The organism is Nocardia sp. Root136, from assembly GCF_001427185.1.
GTDB classification, from domain to species: domain Bacteria; phylum Actinomycetota; class Actinomycetes; order Mycobacteriales; family Mycobacteriaceae; genus Nocardia; species Nocardia salmonicida.
The window spans coordinates 984,135-1,003,731 of record NZ_LMFE01000001.1; the positions used below are offsets into that span (position 1 = coordinate 984,135).

The following is a 19,597-nucleotide window of genomic DNA, read 5'->3' on the forward strand; positions in this document are numbered from 1 at the left end:
TCAGATCCCTGCCGACGGTACCCGCGGCGCGGCGAGAAGTGGGGAGCCAGCTCGGCGCCGCTACTCCGACCAGCGTTCCTCGAGCATCGCCGAGACCTGTTCGGCGAAGTCGCCGACCGCGTCGTCGCCGGTCATCCTGGCGTCTTCGGCGAGTGCGGACCACCGGTTGATCAATGCTTCCGAGCGCGGGACCGACAGCCCGTGCTCGCGGGCGGTGGCGATGCGGGCGTGGTCGGCGGGCAGGAACCAGTACGTGGACAACCAGACCCAGATGAGCCGGGCTTCGAGGATCCGTTCGGCGAGAACGGTGTCGTCGGCCAGCGACGGCCAGACGCCGACCACGGCAGAACGCCAGGCCTCGACCATTTCCTTGGCGCGGCTGCGCGAGAGTTCGAAATCGCACAGGCAGCCGGGGTAGGAGACGAGCGCGTAAGTGATGTCGAGGGTGGCGTCGCGGAAACCGCCCCACTCGTAGTCGAGGAACCGCGCACCTTCCTCGTTCATGATCACGTTGTCGGGGCACAGGTCCGACGGGCTGAACGCGCGGTAGCGGCCACCGGTGAACAGACGGTTGCCGTGCACGATGCGTTCGGCGATCTCGCCGGGCACCTCGATGCCGAACTCGGCCGCGAGCAGACCGGGGACCTCGGCGATGGCGGCCTGGGCCTGCTGGGCGATCCCGTCGACGCGGTGCACCGAGTCGACCCGACGCATCAGGGCGACGAAGTCGGGCTCGCGGCCGACGGTCGCGGCGTGCATCCGGCCGAGCGCCTGCGCGAACGCCATCAGCGAGTTGCGGGTACCCGGCTCCACGCGGGCCTGCAGCACCGAGGTGAGTAACGCGTTGTCACCGAGGTCGGAGAGCACGAGGAGCCGGTCGGGGACGCTGTGCGCGATCAGGAAGGCACCGGGACGCTGCTCGCGACTCAGCGCGGTGGTGAACTGGTAGGACACCGCCTCGCGGAGGAATGCCGCGTCGATACTGGCGACGCCGGGCGCCAAGCCACCGGCGCGGCGGTCGGGAGTGGAACCGCGCACCTGCTTGACGATCAGCGTGCGCGGCAACGAAAATGCGTTTTCCGCAACACGCACGCGTAGGACTGTCGTCCTACCACTGCCGCTGAGCTCGATCGGATCACTCAGCTTTACCGGAGCACCCATTCGCTTTGTGAGCAACTGTTGTGCTGCGGACACGACGTCGGCGGCGCGTTCGGCCAATAGTGCGGTCATCGCCTCTCAAGCTACTCGTACCCGGTCACTTCTAGCGAGCGGTTGGACAACCTTTCCGCGTCGTTCGGCGTGTTGGCACCGAGGTTGCGCGTGTGTTCCTGTTGGCTTGACACATCAGCCGGTCGTCGGGTTTTCTCATCGTGAACTGCTGTGCGCCACACCGCAAACCGGTTGAGTCGAAAGGTCTACCACAGTGACCGACACGCCGTACGCCGCATCGAGCGATTCACCGGGCGGGTCGCCTGTTCCGGGCGGTGGCGGACAATTCGCCGGACCCGGGGGCAGACACGAGGGAACCGGGCAACCACCGGCTCCCGGTACCGGACCGAGCAGGCACGGAATGGCCGGTGGCGCAGGCTATCCGCAGTTCGAGGGCCCCGGCGCCGCCCAGTACGGGCACGAGCCGGTCGAGCCGCCGCCACCGATTGCCGGCCACGGCGGACAGACGCCGCAGTACGGGCCCGCCGGCACGGGTCCCGGTTACGCGGTGCCCCAGTCGAAACCGGAGAATCCGACCTACCCCGCAGCCCCCGCATCCGGCGTGTCCACGGGTGGTGGCGGGCAGACACCCGGTTACTACCATTCGGGAGCACAGGCCCTCGATATCGGCCGTTCGCTGAGCTACGGCTGGGAGCGATTCCGGGCCAATCCCGGTCCGTGGCTGGGGGTCACCGCGGTGGGGGTATTGATCTATCTCGGCTTCCTCGCCGTCGTCCAGATCGTCGATCCGACATCACCGTTCAGCGTGCTGTTCCTGTTCTTGATGGTGATCGTCGCGCTGTGGCTGCTCCAGGCGGCGATGGTGCGCGGCGCGCTCTACGAAACCGACGGGTATCCACCGGCATTCGGATCGTTCTTCCGATTCGTGAACGCGGGCAATGTCCTGCTGACCTCGCTGCTCGCGTTCACCGTCACCCTGCTGCTGTCGTCGCTGTGCCTGGCGCCGGGGCTGATCGCCGGGTTCCTGTGCATGTTCTCGCTGCACTTCGTGATCGATCAGGACTACGGCCCGGTGGAAGCGATCAAGGCGAGCGCGCAGCTGGTGCTGGCGAATCTGTGGGCGTCGCTGCTGCTGGCGCTCACCGTCATGCTGGTCACCCTCGTCGGCGCGGCGCTGTGCGGGCTGGGCCTGTTCGTCGCGGGGCCGGTGTGCGTCATCGCGGTGACGTACTCCTACCGGATGCTGACGGCGGGACCGGTCGCCCGCGTCTGAGGTCAGCGTTCGAGGGTGGTCCGCATGCCGATGGCCCGCTTGAACCGGCCGATCGGGCCCCTCTCGTCACCCGCCTTGGGCCGCAGCTCGAGCACCACCACTCCGGCGATCACGATGCCAACCAGGTTCACCGCCAGCTGACCGGCCGACTCGAACGCCCGGTGCCACTGTCCGAGCGTCGCCGCCACCACCGCGTACCCGGCGGCGGGCACGGTCGTCACCGAGATGAAGACACCGATCAGGGCCGCTGATTTCGCGGTGACCAGCGACAACATGCCTGCCGATCCAGCGAGCAACGCCACGACCAACGAGAACGGACCGACCTCGTAGATGAAGTCGACGTTGTGCGCGTCGATGATGCCCTCGGTGGTGATCCAACCGAGGTGCTCCCACACGATCGTCGCGCCCAGCGTGACCACCATCGCGATCGGGAATGCCACCGCCAAGGCGATCATCGAGCGCCGCGCCAGCCGCCAGTTGCGGCGCACCAGCGCCACCGACAAAGCCGCCAGGGGACCGAACTCCGGGCCCACCACCATCGCGCCGACGACGGTGACCGGCGAGTCGGTGGCCACTCCGATCGCGGCCAGCAGGCAGGCGATGGTCAGGAACGCGACGAAGGTGGCGTTGAGCGAGGATTCCTCGCGGGTCTCCTTGAGCAGTTGCTCCCAGATCACCGCGTCACTCGGATCACCGGGCGCCGCCCGGACCGCGCGGTCCGCGGCGTCGGAGAGCACCGCGTCGACCGGGCCGAGGGTGATCCCGCCGTGCTCGACGATACCGAGCGACTTCACATCGGCGAGCACCGTGTTGCCCGCCTCTCGCGCCACGTCCGCCTGGACGAGATCGCCCACGGGGTCGAGCGCGACCCCGCGCATCACCGTGAGGTGGGTGACACCGGCGTCGGCTTCGAGGATCCGCACCAATGCATCGGTCTGGTCGGGCGGGCTGATCACTCGAAGATGTAGCACCGGTGTCCTCCTGATCGGTATCGCCGTGGCGATACGGGAACTGACCAGAAGGTACCGGGCTACCTCCGATGACCGCTATTTCTCGGCCGCAACAACTTTCGCCGCGTCGGTGGCCTTGCCCTTGACCTCGGGCTTGGCGTCGATGCCCGCTTCCTTGCGCTGCTGCGCGGTGATCTGCGCGGGCGCGTCGGTGAGCGGGTCGACACCGCCGCCGGTCTTCGGGAACGCGATCACCTCGCGGATCGAGTCCTCACCGGCCAGCAGCGCGGTGATGCGGTCCCAGCCGAAGGCGATGCCGCCGTGCGGCGGGGCGCCGTAGGCGAACGCGTCGAGCAGGAAGCCGAACTTGTCCTGGGCTTCGGCGTTGTCGATGCCCATCACCGAGAACACGCGTTCCTGCACATCGCGACGGTGGATACGGATGGAACCGCCACCGATCTCGTTGCCGTTGCAGACGATGTCGTAGGCGTAGGCCAGCGCGGAATCGGGGTCGGTGTCGAAGGTGTCGAGCGACTCCGGCTTGGGCGAGGTGAACGCGTGGTGCACCGCGGTCCAGGCCGAGTAGCCCAGCGCCACGTCACCGCTGGCGGTCGCCTCGGCGGCGGGCTCGAACATCGGGGCGTCGACGATCCAGACGAAAGCCCAGGCGTTCGGGTCGATGAGGTCGCACTTGCGGGCGATCTCGCCGCGCGCGGCACCCAGCAGGGCGCGGCTCGACTTCACCGCACCGGCGGCGAAGAACACGCAGTCGCCCGGCTCGGCGCCGACCTGCTTGGCCAGGCCGTCCCGTTCCGCGTCGGTCAGGTTCTTGGCGACCGGGCCGCCCAGGGTGCCGTCTTCGTTGATCAGGATGTAAGCCAGGCCCTTGGCGCCACGCTGCTTAGCCCACTCCTGCCAGGCATCGAGCTGGCGTCGCGGCTGGCTCGCGCCACCGGGCATCACGACCGCGCCCACGTACTCCGACTGGAACACCCGGAAGGTCGTGTCCTTGAAGTAGTCGCTGAGCTCGGTGATCTCGACGCCGAAACGCAGGTCGGGCTTGTCCGAGCCGTAGCGCCGCATCGACTCCGCGTAGGTCATGTGCGGAATCGGGGTGACGATGTCGTGGCCGACCAGCTTCCACAGCGCGGTCAAAATATCCTCGGCCAGCAGGATCACGTCGTCCTGGCGCACGAAGCTCATCTCGATGTCGAGCTGGGTGAACTCGGGCTGACGATCGGCGCGGAAGTCCTCGTCGCGGTAGCAACGCGCGATCTGGTAGTAGCGCTCGATGCCACCGACCATCAGCAGCTGCTTGAACAGCTGCGGGCTCTGCGGCAGCGCGTAGAAGCTGCCCGGCTGCAGGCGCGCGGGAACCAGGAAGTCGCGAGCGCCCTCCGGGGTGGAGCGGGTGAGCGTGGGGGTCTCGACCTCGACGAAGTCGTGGCTTGCCAGCACCTCGCGGGCGGCGGCGTTGACCTTGGAGCGCAGGCGGATGGCGTGGCCGGGGCCTTCGCGGCGCAGGTCGAGGTAGCGGTACTTGAGGCGGGCCTCGTCGCCGGGGGTCTCGTCGAGCTGGAACGGCAGCGGCGCGCTCTCGTTGAGCACGACCAGTTCCTTGGCGTCGACCTCGATCTGCCCGGTCGGCAGCTCCGGGTTCTCGTTGCCGTCGGGACGCCGTTCCACCACACCGGTGACCTGCACACAGTATTCCGCGCGCAGCTTGTGGGCCTGTTCGGCCGCCTCGCCCTCGCGGAAAACCACCTGCGAGACGCCCGAGGCGTCGCGCAGATCGATGAAGGTCACACCACCGTGGTCACGACGCCTCGCCACCCAGCCGGTGAGGGTGACGGTCTGACCGGCGTGCTCGCCTCGCAGCGAACCAGCCAAGTGGGTGCGCAGCACGGTATTCCTTTCGACAGACTTTCACGGACTTGTCGCACCGGCGCAGATGACCGGGTGCACTGCCATCGTAGTGAGACACGGTGCCCGAGTGAAAACCGATATCTTCCCCACCGTGTCAAGCTTGTGACACCTGTCCGCCGTCGCCGCTCCCGCCGACGGTGAATCATGCTGTGAGGCAGCTGGACAACCGAGCGAAGGCGAGTACCGCGATGACCTTCAACGAAGGTATGCAGATCGATCCCGGCCGGGCTTCCTCGGGCGGCGGACCCGGCATGGGCGGCAAGCTCGCTCTCGGCGGCGGCGCTGGCGGTCTGATCCTGTTGGTCATCACGCTGCTCCTCGGTGGCGATCCCGGGACGGTGCTCGGCAACTTCACCGGCGCGCAGAGCGGGCAGCAGGCGCAGCCGGGGACCGCGGGAACGCCGACGCACTGCAAGACCGGCGCCGACGCGAACAAGTACGTCGACTGCCGGGTGGTGGCCACCGCGCAGAGCCTCGACGCGGTGTGGTCGGTGCAGCTGCCGCAACAGACCGGCAAGAACTATGTCGAGCCCGAGCTGGTGCTGTTCACCGGTGCCGTGAATACCGGGTGCGGCAATGCCACCAGCGACGTCGGACCGTTCTACTGCCCGGCCGACCAGACCGCCTACTTCGACACCGCCTTCTTCCAGGAGCTGACCGACCGGTTCGGCGCGAGCGCGGGACCGCTGGCGCAGGAGTACGTGGTCGCGCACGAGGTCGGCCACCACATCCAGAACCAGCTCGGCGATATCGGCAAGGCCCAGCGCGATCCGCAGGGCGCGACCTCCGGCGCGGTGCGCACCGAGCTGCAGGCCGACTGCTACGCCGGTATCTGGGCCAACTTCGCCGACAAGCAGCCCTCGCCCGGAGGCGGGCAGCCCTTCCTGAAGACCTTGTCCGACAAGGACATTCGCGACGCGCTGTCGGCCGCCAATGCCGTGGGCGACGACCGCATCCAGCGCTCGGCGGGTCGCGGCGTCAATCCCGAGTCGTGGACCCACGGGTCCTCCGATCAGCGGCAGAAGTGGTTCCTCGTCGGCTACCGGACCGGGTCGGTGCAGGCCTGTGACACCTATTCCGCGCGTGACCTGGACAACCCGCCCGGGCTACGCTGACTCCTCGAACGCGATACCCACGCACTGTCTTTCGATCGAGGGGAACCCATGCGCCTGACCATGACCGGACTGCTCGTCTGCGCTCTCGCCCTGCCGGGCGCGGGCGCACTCGCCCATGCCGATCCGGCGCCACTACCGTTGGTGAGCCTGACCACGATCCCCGACGGCTGGTCGCAGCGCACCGACCTGCGCCCGGTCCTGCAGGTCTTCGCCGACGGCGAGGCCGTGCACCAGCCCGATGCCGTGAGCAAGGACCGCAAACCCGAGACCGCCCCCAAGAAGGTGACCGGAAAGGTTGCCTCCGACGTGATTTCGGCCGCGCGCGAGGAGATCAACGCGCTCAAGGAGATCGATTTCGGCATTCCGGCCGGCGATAACAGGGGCACCCAGATCATCGATCTGATGCCCGACGATCCGGCCGACGAAGTCCACCTGGTCGTCTACTCCCCCGAGGCGTCCGATGGCCTCGATCCGGCGCAGAAGGACGCCCGCAAGCGCTTCACCGACCTCTACAAGAAGCTGGTCGACGCCTTCAAGAGCTGATCGTTCGACGCTGAACCGACAGGGGCTCGCCGGTTTCCACCGGCGAGCCCCTTCGGGTCAGAAGCGGTCTGCGGTCGCGTCCTCGTCGCGTTCGTCCTCGTGGACGGCACCGATGACGTCGGGTGTGGATTCGCCCAGCGGACCGGTGAGATCGTCGTTGCCGGTGCGGCTCTGGTAGGGCTGCACGGTGCGACCGTGTTCTTCCTCGTTGTTGCCACGGCCCGCGCCGCCGCCGGCTCCCGCGCCGCCGCCCATCATGCCGGAGGTACCGCCGGTGCTCGCGGCCGTGGTGGTGCCGGAGCCCATCGCGTTGACGGTGGGCATCACTCGACCGGCGGGGACCGCCGCACCCGGCACGGCCGCGGTGGTCTTCGGGGTGCCCGCGCTCGGGGTGCCCGCGGAACTGCCGCCCGCACCACCCCGCGCGGTCCCGAGCGCGCCGAGCGAGGCGCCGGAACCGCCGCCGCTGCCACCGGAACCACCGGAGCCGAGGCTCGACGCTGTCGTCGAGCCGGGAGAGGTGGTGCCCGCGGTGGTGCTCGCCGCGGTGGTGGAGGAGTCGCCGCCGCCGCCGGTGAGGGCTTCCTCTGCCTGGGTGAGCAGCGGTTCGCCGATGTTCTCCGAGGCGGCGGAGAGGACTTCCTCGGGCGAGGGCAGGCCGCTCTGACTGGCGAGCTGCCCGACGACGCCGCTGAGTTCACCGGTGTAGCCCATCAACTGCCCACGGGTGACATTGACGACCGACACCGCCTCACCGAGATGCGTGGTGGCCAAGCCGATCAAGGTGGCCTGGGTCGGCGGCAGCATGATCGTCGGCGCGAGCGCGGTGGCCTGGGCCGCGAAGGTGGTGGCGATGGTGGTGAGCTGCGCGTTGCCGGTCTGCACGACAGCGGCCGCCTGCTGGGTGAGCGCGGAGATGTCGAGGCCGCGCTGACTGGTGTCCTGCCCCTGGGTCTGCGCCTGCTGGCTGGCGGTGGTCGCCGCGTCGGCGGCCTGGCCTTCCCACACCTGCTGAACGGTCTTCACCCCGCCTTGGGCCAGGCTCATCGCCTGCTCGATGACCGCGGAGGAGTTGCTCAGGATCGTGGTCGGGTCCAGCGCGCTGAAAACACCGGTACCGAAGCTGCTGAGCAGGTCGAGGAACGGCTGGAACAGGGTGTCGATGCCGGGCAGCGCGGGCAGCGACAGTCCGCTCATCAGCGCGGCGACCGGATCTTCGGTCAGTGTCGTCGCGGCGGCGGACGTGCTCGCGCCGGAGGTGTTCGCGGCGCCGGCGCCGGATGTTCCGGTGAGCGCGGACTTGGCCTGGTCGAACGCGGTCAGCGCGGCGGCCGACGCGGGCGCCGCGACCTGAGCCACCGTGCCCTGCAGGCCGCTGAGCGCCGACGAGGCGTCCTCGGCGACGCCGGACAGGATGTCCTGGGGTTGTACGCCGGTGCCGAGCCCGCCGAGCCCGCCCAACCCGGCGGGCGACATGCTGCCGTTCTGGGCTTCGTCGGTGATCTTCTGCGCGAGCGTGAAGACCGCTTCCTCGTCGGCCGCCACATCCTCGGGCACCTGCATCAGCGACACATCCAGAATCGCCTGCGCGTCGAGCGGTACCGCACCCAGCACCGACGCGGTCGCGGCATCGGCAGCCGCCATGGCGGCGTCGGGAGCGATGACTCCGGTGTCCGAACTCAGCGGCTTCACGCAGGGCCCCCGAGCCCAGCAGCCTGACGCGCGAGTTCGGCGGCGTTGTCGATATCGGTCGTCTCGAAGGTCACCGACGACTTGAAAGCCGCGTCCGAGAGCGAGCTGAACTTGGCCGACAGGTCGTTGATGTCCTTGGCCTGCAACGCTTGTGCCGCCGCGAACATCGCCAGGTAGTCGGCGCCGATGAGGCCGAACACCGGCGTCGCCGCCGACACGCTGGCGACCAAGTCGATATTGCCCGCCGCGGCGACCTGTGCCGCCACCCCGCCATTGGTCGCCGCGAACGCGGCGACCTCTCCGGTTTGCACCGAGAGATCGGTCATGCGAATCCCCCCAACTCGTCGTGAAAAGTCTGCACTACAGAAGGCAACGGCGGACGCGAAACTCCCGACGCGACCGCCCAACTGCGATTGGCGCCAAATATAGCCGAATTCGCCGACAGTTTTCGAGTCGTGCCACCTTCGATCTGGGCGATCGACTATCAAAACTAGAACATGTTCTATATCCTCGGGCTCATGAAGGTCGCAGTGACCGGCGCAGCCGGCTACCTCGGTACCAACTTGATCCCTCTGCTCGTCGAGCGCGGCCACGAAGTCGTCGCGATCGACCGCGTAGCCCCGACCACCGCCGATCCGGCCGTGACCTGGGTCGAAGGCGATGTGCTCGACCCCGCGTCGATGCGGACCGTACTGGCGGGCGCCGAGGTGGTCTACCACCTCGTCGCGTTGATCACCCTCGCCGAACGCAACGATCTGGCGTGGCGGGTGAACACCGAAGGCGTGCGCGTCACCGCCGAGGCGGCGCTGGAATCGGGAGTGCGCCGGTTCGTCCACACCAGTTCCATCCACGCCTTCGATCAGTACCGCGCGGGCGGGCACATCGACGAGACCTCCGGCCGCTCCGACGATCCCAGCCTGCCGGTGTACGACCGGTCGAAGTGGTCCGGCGAACTGGCGTTGCGGCCGGTGATCGAACGCGGACTCGACGCGGTGATCGTGAATCCGACCGGCGTCTACGGTCCGGTCGACCACCTGGACCGGCTCTCGCGCATCAACTCCGCCGCCGGCCAGGCGATGCGTGGCCGAGTTCCGGTGATGATCGGCGGCGGCTTCGATCTGGTCGACGTGCGCGATGTCGCCCACGGCCTGATTCTGGCGGGCGAGAAGGGCCGCACCGGCGAGAACTACCTGCTCGGCGGCGAGATGACCACGATGGTCGACCTGTGCCGGATGGCGGCGGCCCGCACCGGCGCCAAGGGTCCACGCTTCGTCATCCCGGCGAAGGCGGTCGGCGCGATGATGCCGGTGCTCGAGCCGATCAGCAGGCGCCTCGGCTCCGACATCATGTCCAAAGCCGCCATGGGCGCGCTGATCTCGGCGCCGACCGTCGATCACGGCAAGGCCGAACGCGAACTCGGCTACCGCCCGCGTCCGACCCTGGAGACCGTCAACGACCTCGTCGACTTCCTGCGGGCGTCGCGTCAGGCTTGACACCTGTTCGAACAAATGTTCGACTCGTGGGGTGCGGTGGCAAGCTCAGACCCTGGACGCCGATGACGGCGCGCTGCCCGGCCTGACCAGGGCCGGGCTGGTTCGCTCCGTCCGCACCCCCGAGTTCGACGGCATCACCTTCCACGAGGTGTTGTGCAAGAGCGCGCTGAACAAGATGCCGGAGAGCTCCGCGCTGCCCTTCCGCTGGACGATCAACCCGATGCGCGGCTGCTCGCACGCTTGCCGCTATTGCTTCGCGCGCGGCAGCCACGAATATCTCGGCCTCGACGCGGGCGAGGATTTCGATTCCGAGATCGTGGTGAAGACCAATATCGCCGCGGTGCTACGCCGTGAGCTCATGCGCCGTTCCTGGCAGCGCGAGGCGGTGGCGCTCGGCACCAACACCGACCCCTATCAACGCGCCGAGGGCCGATACCGCTTGATGCCCGGCATCATCACCGCGCTCTCCGATTCGGGCACCCCGTTCTCCATCCTCACCAAGGGCCCGCTGCTGCGCCGCGACCTCCCACTACTCACCGAGGCGGCTCGGCGCGTCGAGGTGAGTGTCGCGGTGTCGATCGCCATCCTCGATCCCGATCTGCACCACAGCCTCGAACCGGGCACCCCCGAACCGCGCGCCCGCCTCGACCTGGTCCGCGCACTGGCCGACGCGGGCTTCACCGTCCATGTCATGGCCGCGCCGATCATCCCGTGCCTCACCGACAGCCGAGCCCATCTCGAGGCCCTGTTCGCCGCGATCGCCGACGCGGGCGCGTCCAGCGCCATGGCCTTCCCGATGCACCTGCGCGGCCCCACCCGGGACTGGTTCCTCACCTGGCTCGCCACCGAACACCCCGCGCTCATCCGCCGTTACCGCCAGCTCTACGCCCGCGGCAGCAATGTCACCCCGCTCTACCGCGACTGGCTACGCGACCGGGTGAACCCCCTGCTGACGCACCACAGCCTCCGTCAGACCCAAGGCCGCACAACACCAGCCACTCCCCCTGCCACGCCACAGAGCGCGCAACTCGCCCTCTTCGGCTGACCGCCGCCAGACCTCCGGCATCGGATCCGACAACGAGAGTCTCAGCCGAGTGCGGCGACCTCGGAATCGCTGAGGACTACCGGCGAAACACTGTCCTTGCTGCGCACCGACCGCACCGCGCGATACAGCGGGCGTTCCTCGAGACCCGCATCGCGCGCCTCGGCGCGCAGCTGCTGCACCAGCACTTCCGAGATCGCGATCGCGGCGACGAGTTCGCTGGCGGCGAGCGCGTCGGCGAGTTTGCGCAGGCCGAGTAGGTGCAGTTCGCGTCCGCTGCCCACATCGGTGTACATCGCCAGGGGCACCAGTTGGGTGTCGCCGCCCGCGGTGACCCGCAAGGCGATGCGACTGAGCCGTGCGGGGTACACCAGCAGGTGTACGCCGGTGGCGTCGGCGAGGTCGACAGTGTGTTCGCCGAACAAGCGATGTGCGCGGATCACGGTGCCGCTCAACCACATTCGGCGACGCTGGAACGCGAACACGTAGCCGATGGTCGGGACCGCGACGGCCAGTCCGATCAGGATCGCGTACGGCCAGCTCAGCCAGACCGCCGACAGCAGCGTCGCCCCGACGCCGACTCCGAGCGCGGCCAGCGCGAGCCTGCGCAACATCGGCGCGAACACCTCGGGCGCCACCAGGTCGATACCCACCGGTTCCGTCGCCGACGACTGCCCGGATTGCCCGTCCACGCTGACCCTCTCCACCCGCCACCGGCCCGCCCGGTGTGGCGCGGTCAGATTACCGCGCCCCACCGACCTCGGCAGCCCGCTACCCGAGCTCCTCGCGCAGCACCGAGACGACTCCGTCGAGCGGGACGGACCGCTGCTCGCCGGTCGCCATCTCCTTGACGCCGATGGTGTTCTCGGCGAGATCGCGGTCACCGAGCACGAGGGTGTACTTCGCCCCCGAACGGTCGGCGCCCTTCATCGCGCCCTTCATCCCGCGTCCGCCATAGGCCAGGTCGACGCTGATGTCGGCCGCGCGCAGCTCACCGGCCAGCGCGACCAGCTTCGCCTTGGCGGCGTCACCGAGCGCGACGCCGTAGACCTGGCAGCGCGCCGGATCGGCCGCCGACTTCCCCTCGGCCGCGAGCGCCAGCACGGTCCGGTCGACACCGATGCCGAACCCGATGCCCGACAGCGGCTGTCCGCCGAGTTCGGCCATCAGCCCGTCGTAGCGCCCACCGCCGCCGATGCCCGACTGCGCGCCGAGCTGATCGTGCACGAATTCGAACGTGGTCTTGGTGTAGTAGTCCAGGCCACGCACCATGCGCGGGTTCACCACATACGGCACGCCGAGCGCGTCCAGGTGCCCGAGAACCTGCTCGAAATGGGCCTTCGCCGACTCCGAGAGGTGGTCGATCATCAACGGCGCGTTCGCGGTCAGCTCACGCACTTCCGGACGCTTGTCGTCGAGCACGCGCAGCGGGTTGATCTCGGCGCGGCGCTGGGTCTCCTCGTCCAGTGGCAGCCCACGGAGGAACTCCTGCAGTAGTTCGCGGTACTGCGGACGGCACGTCTCGTCGCCGAGCGAGGTGATCTCGAGACGGAACCCGTCCAGGCCGAGCGAGCGGAACCCGGCGTCGGCGATCGCGATGACTTCCGCGTCGAGGGCGGGATCGTCGATGCCGATCGCCTCGATGCCGACCTGCTGCAACTGCCGGTACCGACCGGCCTGCGGGCGCTCGTACCGGAAGAACGGACCGGCGTAGCAGAGTTTCACCGGCAGCTGACCGCTCTTGTCCAGACCGTGCTGGATCACCGCGCGCATCACGCCCGCGGTGCCTTCGGGACGAAGGGTGAAGCTCTCGCCGTTGCGGTCGGCGAAGGTCCACATCTCCTTGCTGACCACATCGGTCGACTCGCCGACACCCCGCGCGAACAGGGCGGTCTGTTCGAATACCGGCAGCTCGACATGCCCGTACCCTGCCAGTCGGGCGGCGTGGATCAAGCCGTCGCGCACGGCGACGAACTCGGCCGAACCGGGCGGCAGGTAGTCGGGGACCCCCTTCGGGGCGGTGAAGCTGCTGGTCTTGGTCACGATGGTCCAGTTTTCCCCACGGGCGCCCTCCGCGTCCAACCGGTTACCCTCTAGACGAACCTGACGACACGGGAGGAACGCGGTAGTGCCGAGTAACGAACAGCGACGGGCGGCGGCCAAGCGCAAGCTGGAGCGCCAGCTGGCACGACGGGCCGAGCAGGAGAAGAAGCGCAAGCGCTTGACGATCGCGGGCTCGGTACTGGGTGTGATAGTCGTCGCGGCCGCCGCGACCGGCGTGTATTTCCTCACCAGAGGCGACGACAGCGAGTCGGCGAACGCCGAGTCGTCCTCGGCGGTGCCGACGACCCAGTTCGTCAACACCCCCCTCGACATCCCCGGTCCGCCGCCGGCCGCGGCCAAGCCCGCGACCGTCGACTGCAGCTACCCGGTGGACCAAGAGCCCCCCGCGAAGCCCGTCACCGCGCCGACCACGACATCGGTCGCCACCGACGGCCCCGAGGTCAAGGTCGCGATCGATTCCACGCAGGGCCCGATCGGGTTGTCGCTCAACAGCGCACAGGCACCCTGCACGGTGAACTCGCTGGTGAGCCTGGCCCAGCAGGGCTACTTCGACAAGACCAGCTGCCACCGCATCGTGGCGACGCCGGGCTTCGGCATCCTGCAGTGCGGTGACCCCGCGGCCACCGGCATGGGTGGCCCCGGCTACAGCTTCGACAACGAATACCCGACCGATCTGTTCGCCGCCGGTGACCCGGCGCTCCAGCAGCCGGTGAACTACAAGCGCGGCCTGGTCGCCATGGCCAACGCCGGTACCTCGCCGGAGGGCAAGGGCACCAACGGAAGCCAGTTCTTCCTGGTCTTCGGTGACACGCAGCTGCCGCCGAACTACACCATCTTCGGCACGATCGACGAAGCGGGTCTGGCCACTCTGGACAAGGTCGCGAGCGGCGGCGTCAAGGGCGGCGCCGAGGACGGTGGGCCTGCCATCCCGATCTCGTTCAACACTGTCAAGGTGGGCTGACGCCGCCTTTCTCGGCGACACAACGGACCGGACACACTCGCGTGTCCGGTCCGTTTCCGCTTTTCGGGCCCCGACGTGCGAAGAAGATCATCAGAGGCTAGGCAACCCTACGATTCATTCGGCCCACGACCCGGTCACCCGCACTTTTTCGGCCACCGGTCGGCCCCGCCGGACATCGCATCGTGTCCTTCGCGCGGTAGGCTCAGATGTCCACTTCCACAGCAGCATCGGGGAGCAGTCATGGCGGAACTCGACGACATCGGCAGCGAAACGGCGTCCATGATGCGCATCATGCTGCAGATGGCCACCCTGGTCGCCCTCAAGTCGCGTGAACACGGTCAGAAAGACGCCGAGTCACGCGCGAAGGCGATCGAGGCCAAGATGAAGGAAGCGCGGGAGTTGCAGATCCGCGAGGCGCGCGATCTCAAGGCCAAGGATCCGCGCAATATCGAACTCGTGCAGATGATGTCGGTGGGCTCGCGCACGGTGGAATCGCGCGGAGTCGAATCACGCGGCGTCAGCCTCAACAAGGAGTCGGGCTCCCCCTTCGCCGCGAGCGCCGCCGGGCACTCGAGCAGCGCGGGACAGGCAGTCGGCTACGACTCCACCGAGCGGCGCGCGGCGATCGCGGCGCATCTGCAGCGAGCCGGTGTCGCCCCCGAACTGAGCCAGGTCCGAATGCTGGTCGAGATGGGCCACGGAATTTCCCCTGAGGAAGCGATCCGGCTGCGCGACGCGGGCACGCGGAACATGCCCGCGCGGGCACGTGGCCTCGAGCGCGGCATCGAACGAGGGATCGAACGCGGACGCTGATCTCGGCGGCGCCGGGGAGCTGCCCCGCCGAGATCGTGCTCGGCTCAGGCGCCGGGAACAGCGCCCTTGTCCCACAGCCCATTATCGGGCTCGGTCCACTGATCCAGGTCCGGCTTCTCCACCGGCAACGACGTGAGCATCTCTTTGTGCCCGTTGCGCACGCTGCAGTATTTGAACGGCCCACGCGGGTCGAACAGCTTGATCATGTGGGGATCGGCGTGTTCGAGGAACCACACGCTGATACCGGGGCCGCCTTTCATCCGGTAGTGCTCCCACGCCTGCCACAGCGCGTCCAGGCGCACCGCGGCCTCGGGGTGGCGCCACCACTCCGGGCACCACACCGTATCGCTGATATCGGTGACCTGACGACGATAGAGCTGGCTCAGGTATTCGCGGACGAACTCGCTCACCCCGGCATAGACCCGCTCCTGCCGGTCCGTATCCGAAAAATCGTTGCTCACAGCGGCTTGACCTCCTCGACTTCACCGATCTCTTCCGGCGGACTGGATTTCGCTAGCGATGGTGACCCGAACAGGTCGTCTATCCGGGTTTTGCGAGTCGGATCGTTCTGCTCGATCGACTTCTTGACCGCCTCGGAGTATTCCGATTCCCACCACGGCACCGTTCGCACCAGCACGGCAGGCTGACCGGAGGTGAACACGACGGCACGACCGCGCGGTAGCGTCGCCAGGCCCTGTGGGGTGAAGGTCACCGAGGAGCTCAGCGAGCGCGAGTAGCTCTTGCTGTTGCCCGACTGCGACATCGACGACGAGATCGAGTCGTACTCGCCGATCGCCTCGGATCGGTCGCGCAGGAAGGCCATGTCGTCGACCCCGCTGCCGAGCACTTTGATATTGGCCGCGGACCACAGCGCGCTCATTCCGGCCTCGCCCCAGCAACGCGCGCCCTGCGCCCACGACTGCAACACGGTCATCACCACGATGCCGCGCGACCCGAAGTGGCTGTACTGCTTGGGCAGATCCTTCCAGCGGACCACGTTGGCGGCCTCGTCGAGCACCGCGAGCAGCGGGATCGGCAACCGACCGCCCGACGACCGCGAGGCCTTGCGCATGGCCACATCGATGACGGCCTCGGTCAGCGCGCTCACCAGCGGTGCGGCCGAACCGCGCCCCTCGAGCGACAGGCAGTACAGCGTGCCGTTGCGTTCGATGAACTCCAGCTCGTCGAACTGGGGGCGAACACCGTCGGCCGGCGTGATCCACGGATGCACATTCGACAACTGCAAGCAGCGGATCATTTTCTTGGCGGTACCGAAAATGCCACTCCTGGTGCGCTGGTCGGCGTTGTACTGCATGGCCAGACCGGACGCGGTGAAGTGGTGTTCGGCGCTGCGAAGGTGTTCGATCGCCTCGGTGTTCTGCGGGTTGGTCACCCATTCCCACACCTGGGTGATCGGTTTGCCCGCGATCGCGGCGGCGAGGAAGAACGCGGCGAGCAGGTCCTCTGCCTCGGGATCGAAGAAGTTGTCGCCGTCGTCGGCACTGCCGCCGGTCTCCGCGTCGGCGAAGTGACCGGCCAATCGCGCCGCCCGCATCTCGCAGCCTTCGGTGCGGAAGTTGACCCAGGCCAGCGGATCCCAGAACCAGGTCGGTCGTTCACCGGCGACGCCCTGCGGGTCGAAGACGAACGTGCGGCTGCCCTTGTCTTCGCGCACGTCACGAGTCGCGTCGACGACGTCGCGTTTGTTCGATGTCGCCAGCACCGGCCCGATCGCGGACAGGATCGCCGGAATCACCCGCGATGTCGACTTGCCCTGTCGAGGCCCCCAGATATCGAGGTGGAGGTCTTCGTAGGAGCCGTAGAGCGGGGTGCCGTCGGCAACCGCGATTCCGATCGGCACCCCGGGCGCGTCGCCGGTCCCGAGCCGCACGCCGAGATCCTTCGCCTTCTCCCTGACTCCGGCCTCGGTGATCGAGCCGATCGCGCTGCCGACGCCCATGTAGTCGGCTTTGTCGTCGATTGCCAACCGCCCCACGACCGCACGCTTCTGCAACCGCTTGCGGATCACCACATACGCGATGGCCGACGCGATCACCAACAGCACGATCACCGTCGACGCACGTGGCCAGTGCAGCTTGCCCCGCGCCAGATCGGCGACCACCGCGATCGGGTTGATCGGAATGGACTGCGGTACAACCGCCAGCGCGTTGCCCAGATGCAGGGCGACCGCGAGGGTGATCAGCACCGCGAACCCGAACACGATCATGATCAGCGTCGTGTCGGGTCCGACCGCGGCCGGATCCGTCACCTTCTTCTTCGCCACGGGTGCCTCCTTGTGTGGACGTGGTGGGTGGTCAGCGGAACGCGTCGAGACGCCAGCCTTGCGGCGTCTGCACCACGGTCGCGATGACCGTGCTCGGCGGTAGGGCTTCGGTACGTCCGTTGGGGTAGACGACCGTTTGTTCGATGCCGATCTTGTACTGCGCCACCGTGGGATCGGCGCTCGCGGGCGCCGGCTCCCCCGAGGCGAAGGTGAACGCCTCCACATGCGCCTTCGCCCTCGCCCAGTCCGCCCACTGCAGCGACGGTTTCGGGGTCTCGGTGGCGCCGATCGAGCTGTCCAACATACGTATCATGCTGGGCCCCAGCCATTCTCGCGCGCGCTGTAGCGAGGATCCCGGTTGCTCGGTGAGGGGGTTCCAGGTGTAGACCTCGCGCAGCGCGACGACCGCGACCCCGTCGGGAGTGGTCGGGTCGACCGCGGCTTCGAGCAGGCGGGTGGTGGAGGTGGCCTCAGGGCGCGACGGCTCGGCGTCGCCACCGCAGGCAGGGACCGAGAGCAGGACAACCACGAGCATCACCGCCCCACTTGTGTGGATTCGTGTTCTCTCCCACCAGGTTATCGCTGGTCGCGCCCTCACAACACCCTCCTCGCCCGTGCGTCGCCGGGCACCGCCACCTCGGCGACACCCCCGCCACCGCGGTTGCTCGTCGGTGGCACCGCCTGGATCAGCCTGCCGTTGCCCGCGTAGATCCCGACCTGGGTCGGTCCCTGCCGTCCGAACCCGCTGAACACCAGATCACCGACCGCCGCCTTCGCGATCGGCACCTCCCGGCCCGCCTCCCACTGCTGTTCCGCGGTGCGCGGCAACGTGACCTTGCCCGAGGACGCGGCGAACACCGCCGCGGCGGTCAGTCCCGGCCCGTCGAATCCGCCGCCGCTCGGCCCTTGCGCGCCGCCGCCACCCCACACGTACGGGGTGCCGAGCCAGTCGTGGGCGGCCTCGACGATCTGTTCGCCGTCGCTCCCCTGCCCCGGGGTGAATCGGCCTTGCGCGCCGGGCGCCCGGTACTGCGGCTCCATCGACAAGATGTTGGTGACGTAGGGCCTGGTCTCGGAATAGTGCGCCGCATACTGATTGGGCATGCCCCCGGAGGCAAGCACCGCGCCCTCACCGGCGTTGTAGCCGGCCAGGGTGAGCGCGGCCAGGTCGCCCGAGACGCGACCGGCGGCCATCCACCCGGCGATCTTGTGGGCGATCGAGCACATGTAGCGGGCTTGGCCGATGATCGCGTCGCCGTCGTCCCACACGCTGGCCGAACCGTTGCCGTCGGCATCGATGATGTAGGGCTGACCGTCCTCGGGATTGATGCTCGCGGCCGTGCCGGGCAGGAACTGGGCCAGGCCCTGGGCACCCGCGGGCGAGGTGAGACCGCGCCGGAATCCCGACTCCTGCTTGGCCTGCGCGGCCAGCAGCGACGACGAGATCTCCGGGCACACGGTTCCCGCGCGGCGATACCAGATCTCGAGCTCGGCGGGCACCTTCCCGTCGGCCAGCGCCCCACCGGCGCTGCCGAATCCGCGCACACAGTTCGGATCGCTCGAAAACGCCCGCGCGCCGCCGACATCCGGGGTGGGCGCGCCGTCGAGCCACGGCATCGGGTCGATCTGACGGCCACCGGTGAACCGGCCGCCGGGCACGATCTCGAAATGCAGGTGCGGGCCACTGGATTCGCCGGCCGAACCGACCATCCCGATCGGCTGACCCGCGGTCACCGTCTGACCGGTGCGCACCTTGACGCCCGCGTCCCACATGTGGCCGTAGACCGCGGAGTAGGCGCGCCCATTGGTGTCGACGGAATCGACGACGATCCAGTTGCCGAAACCCGAAGCGGGACCAGCGGCGACGACCCTGCCGTCGGACACCGAGTAGATCGTGGTCCCGTCGGTGGCGGCCATATCGATGCCCTTGTGATCGCCCCCGCGCGAACCGAACACGTCGGAGACGGTGAAAGTGCCGATCTCGAGCGGCAATGTGCGGCGCAGCGGACCGACACCCGCGGCCAACACCGGCGTGCCGGTGACCGCCGGATTCGATGTCGGTGCGGCAGCACTGGTCGCGCCCGCGCGATTGTCGCCGCCGAGTTGGGGCAACGTCGGCACCGACGATCCGACCAGCACATCGCCGGTCTCGCAGGTCTCGTCCGAGGACGGCAGCACGATCACCAGCACCAGCGCCACCAACCCGACGACCGAACCGAGCGCGGTCATCATGATCGTGCGGACGTTCACCGGCCGCCTCCCCGCGTTCCG

18 protein-coding genes are annotated in these 19,597 nt (G+C 68.4%); 7 read left to right on the forward strand and 11 right to left on the reverse strand.

Features of this window, described 5'->3' with window-relative positions; all coding sequences use genetic code 11:
- Positions 1-60: 60 nt before the first annotated feature.
- A complete protein-coding gene (locus tag ASD42_RS04760) occupies positions 61-1,230 on the reverse strand; it encodes a hypothetical protein (RefSeq protein WP_056810664.1) in 1,170 nt (389 codons plus the stop codon).
- A 193-nt stretch (positions 1,231-1,423) separates the two neighbouring features.
- On the opposite strand from ASD42_RS04760, the gene ASD42_RS04765 reads away from it, so the two are divergent.
- Positions 1,424-2,443 (forward strand): hypothetical protein, encoded by a 1,020-nt coding sequence (locus tag ASD42_RS04765; RefSeq protein WP_056810668.1) that lies wholly within the window; start codon positions 1,424-1,426, stop codon positions 2,441-2,443.
- 2 nt (positions 2,444-2,445) lie between these two features.
- Here ASD42_RS04765 and ASD42_RS04770 read toward each other — a convergent pair whose 3' ends face one another.
- Positions 2,446-3,414 carry a DUF389 domain-containing protein gene (locus ASD42_RS04770; RefSeq protein ID WP_056810671.1) on the reverse strand — a complete coding sequence of 323 codons (969 nt, stop codon included), beginning with the start codon at positions 3,412-3,414 and terminating at the stop codon, positions 2,446-2,448.
- Between the two features lie 75 nt (positions 3,415-3,489).
- A complete protein-coding gene (aspS, locus tag ASD42_RS04775) occupies positions 3,490-5,298 on the reverse strand; it encodes an aspartate--tRNA ligase (RefSeq protein WP_056810674.1) in 1,809 nt (602 codons plus the stop codon).
- A gap of 209 nt (positions 5,299-5,507) precedes the next feature.
- Here aspS and ypfJ point away from each other — a divergent pair, with 209 nt between their 5' ends.
- Together ypfJ and ASD42_RS04785 are read left to right on the forward strand one after the other, a co-directional pair.
- Positions 5,508-6,434 carry a KPN_02809 family neutral zinc metallopeptidase gene (gene ypfJ / locus ASD42_RS04780; protein ID WP_056815424.1) on the forward strand — a complete coding sequence of 309 codons (927 nt, stop codon included), beginning with the start codon at positions 5,508-5,510 and terminating at the stop codon, positions 6,432-6,434.
- Between the two features lie 48 nt (positions 6,435-6,482).
- Positions 6,483-6,977 carry a hypothetical protein gene (locus ASD42_RS04785; RefSeq protein ID WP_056810676.1) on the forward strand — a complete coding sequence of 165 codons (495 nt, stop codon included), beginning with the start codon at positions 6,483-6,485 and terminating at the stop codon, positions 6,975-6,977.
- Positions 6,978-7,034: 57 nt separating this feature from the next.
- Here ASD42_RS04785 and ASD42_RS04790 read toward each other — a convergent pair whose 3' ends face one another.
- A complete protein-coding gene (locus tag ASD42_RS04790) occupies positions 7,035-8,669 on the reverse strand; it encodes a hypothetical protein (protein WP_056810681.1) in 1,635 nt (544 codons plus the stop codon).
- Positions 8,666-8,995, reverse strand: a complete 330-nt coding sequence (locus ASD42_RS04795; RefSeq protein ID WP_056810684.1) for a type VII secretion target — start codon at positions 8,993-8,995, stop codon at positions 8,666-8,668. The genes ASD42_RS04790 and ASD42_RS04795 overlap by 4 nt, the downstream gene beginning before the upstream one ends.
- A 192-nt stretch (positions 8,996-9,187) precedes the next feature.
- On the opposite strand from ASD42_RS04795, the gene ASD42_RS04800 reads away from it, so the two are divergent.
- Both ASD42_RS04800 and ASD42_RS04805 read left to right on the forward strand, forming a co-directional pair.
- The gene (locus tag ASD42_RS04800) at positions 9,188-10,162 is read left to right on the forward strand and encodes an NAD-dependent epimerase/dehydratase family protein (RefSeq protein ID WP_056815427.1); all 975 of its coding nucleotides are present in this window, start codon (positions 9,188-9,190) and stop codon (positions 10,160-10,162) included.
- Positions 10,163-10,193: 31 nt separating this feature from the next.
- Positions 10,194-11,207 (forward strand): Rv2578c family radical SAM protein, encoded by a 1,014-nt coding sequence (locus ASD42_RS04805; protein WP_056810686.1) that lies wholly within the window; start codon positions 10,194-10,196, stop codon positions 11,205-11,207.
- Between the two features lie 41 nt (positions 11,208-11,248).
- Here ASD42_RS04805 and ASD42_RS04810 read toward each other — a convergent pair whose 3' ends face one another.
- Both ASD42_RS04810 and hisS read right to left on the reverse strand, forming a co-directional pair.
- The gene (locus ASD42_RS04810) at positions 11,249-11,896 is read right to left on the reverse strand and encodes a hypothetical protein (RefSeq protein WP_056810689.1); all 648 of its coding nucleotides are present in this window, start codon (positions 11,894-11,896) and stop codon (positions 11,249-11,251) included.
- A gap of 79 nt (positions 11,897-11,975) precedes the next feature.
- Positions 11,976-13,247 (reverse strand): histidine--tRNA ligase, encoded by a 1,272-nt coding sequence (gene hisS / locus ASD42_RS04815; RefSeq protein WP_056815429.1) that lies wholly within the window; start codon positions 13,245-13,247, stop codon positions 11,976-11,978.
- 85 nt (positions 13,248-13,332) lie between these two features.
- Here hisS and ASD42_RS04820 point away from each other — a divergent pair, with 85 nt between their 5' ends.
- Positions 13,333-14,229 (forward strand): peptidylprolyl isomerase, encoded by an 897-nt coding sequence (locus ASD42_RS04820; RefSeq protein WP_056810692.1) that lies wholly within the window; start codon positions 13,333-13,335, stop codon positions 14,227-14,229.
- A 240-nt stretch (positions 14,230-14,469) separates the two neighbouring features.
- Positions 14,470-15,042, forward strand: a complete 573-nt coding sequence (locus tag ASD42_RS04825) for a hypothetical protein (RefSeq protein ID WP_056810695.1) — start codon at positions 14,470-14,472, stop codon at positions 15,040-15,042.
- 44 nt (positions 15,043-15,086) lie between these two features.
- Here the strand turns inward: ASD42_RS04825 and ASD42_RS04830 are convergent, their stop codons facing one another.
- The 4 genes from ASD42_RS04830 to ASD42_RS04845 are packed head-to-tail and all read right to left on the reverse strand — an operon-like array spanning position 15,087 to position 19,576.
- The gene (locus tag ASD42_RS04830; protein ID WP_056810698.1) at positions 15,087-15,503 is read right to left on the reverse strand and encodes a DUF4913 domain-containing protein; all 417 of its coding nucleotides are present in this window, start codon (positions 15,501-15,503) and stop codon (positions 15,087-15,089) included.
- Positions 15,500-17,326: a type IV secretory system conjugative DNA transfer family protein gene (locus ASD42_RS04835; protein ID WP_056810701.1), complete on the reverse strand. Its 1,827-nt coding sequence runs from the start codon at positions 17,324-17,326 to the stop codon at positions 15,500-15,502. Before ASD42_RS04835 ends, ASD42_RS04830 begins: the two co-directional genes overlap by 4 nt.
- 31 nt (positions 17,327-17,357) lie before the next feature.
- Positions 17,358-17,861 (reverse strand): hypothetical protein, encoded by a 504-nt coding sequence (locus ASD42_RS04840; RefSeq protein WP_084466192.1) that lies wholly within the window; start codon positions 17,859-17,861, stop codon positions 17,358-17,360.
- 59 nt (positions 17,862-17,920) lie between these two features.
- Complete coding sequence (locus tag ASD42_RS04845) at positions 17,921-19,576, reverse strand: peptidoglycan DD-metalloendopeptidase family protein (RefSeq protein WP_056810703.1); 1,656 nt, start codon at positions 19,574-19,576, stop codon at positions 17,921-17,923.
- Between the last annotated feature and the right edge of the window lie 21 nt (positions 19,577-19,597).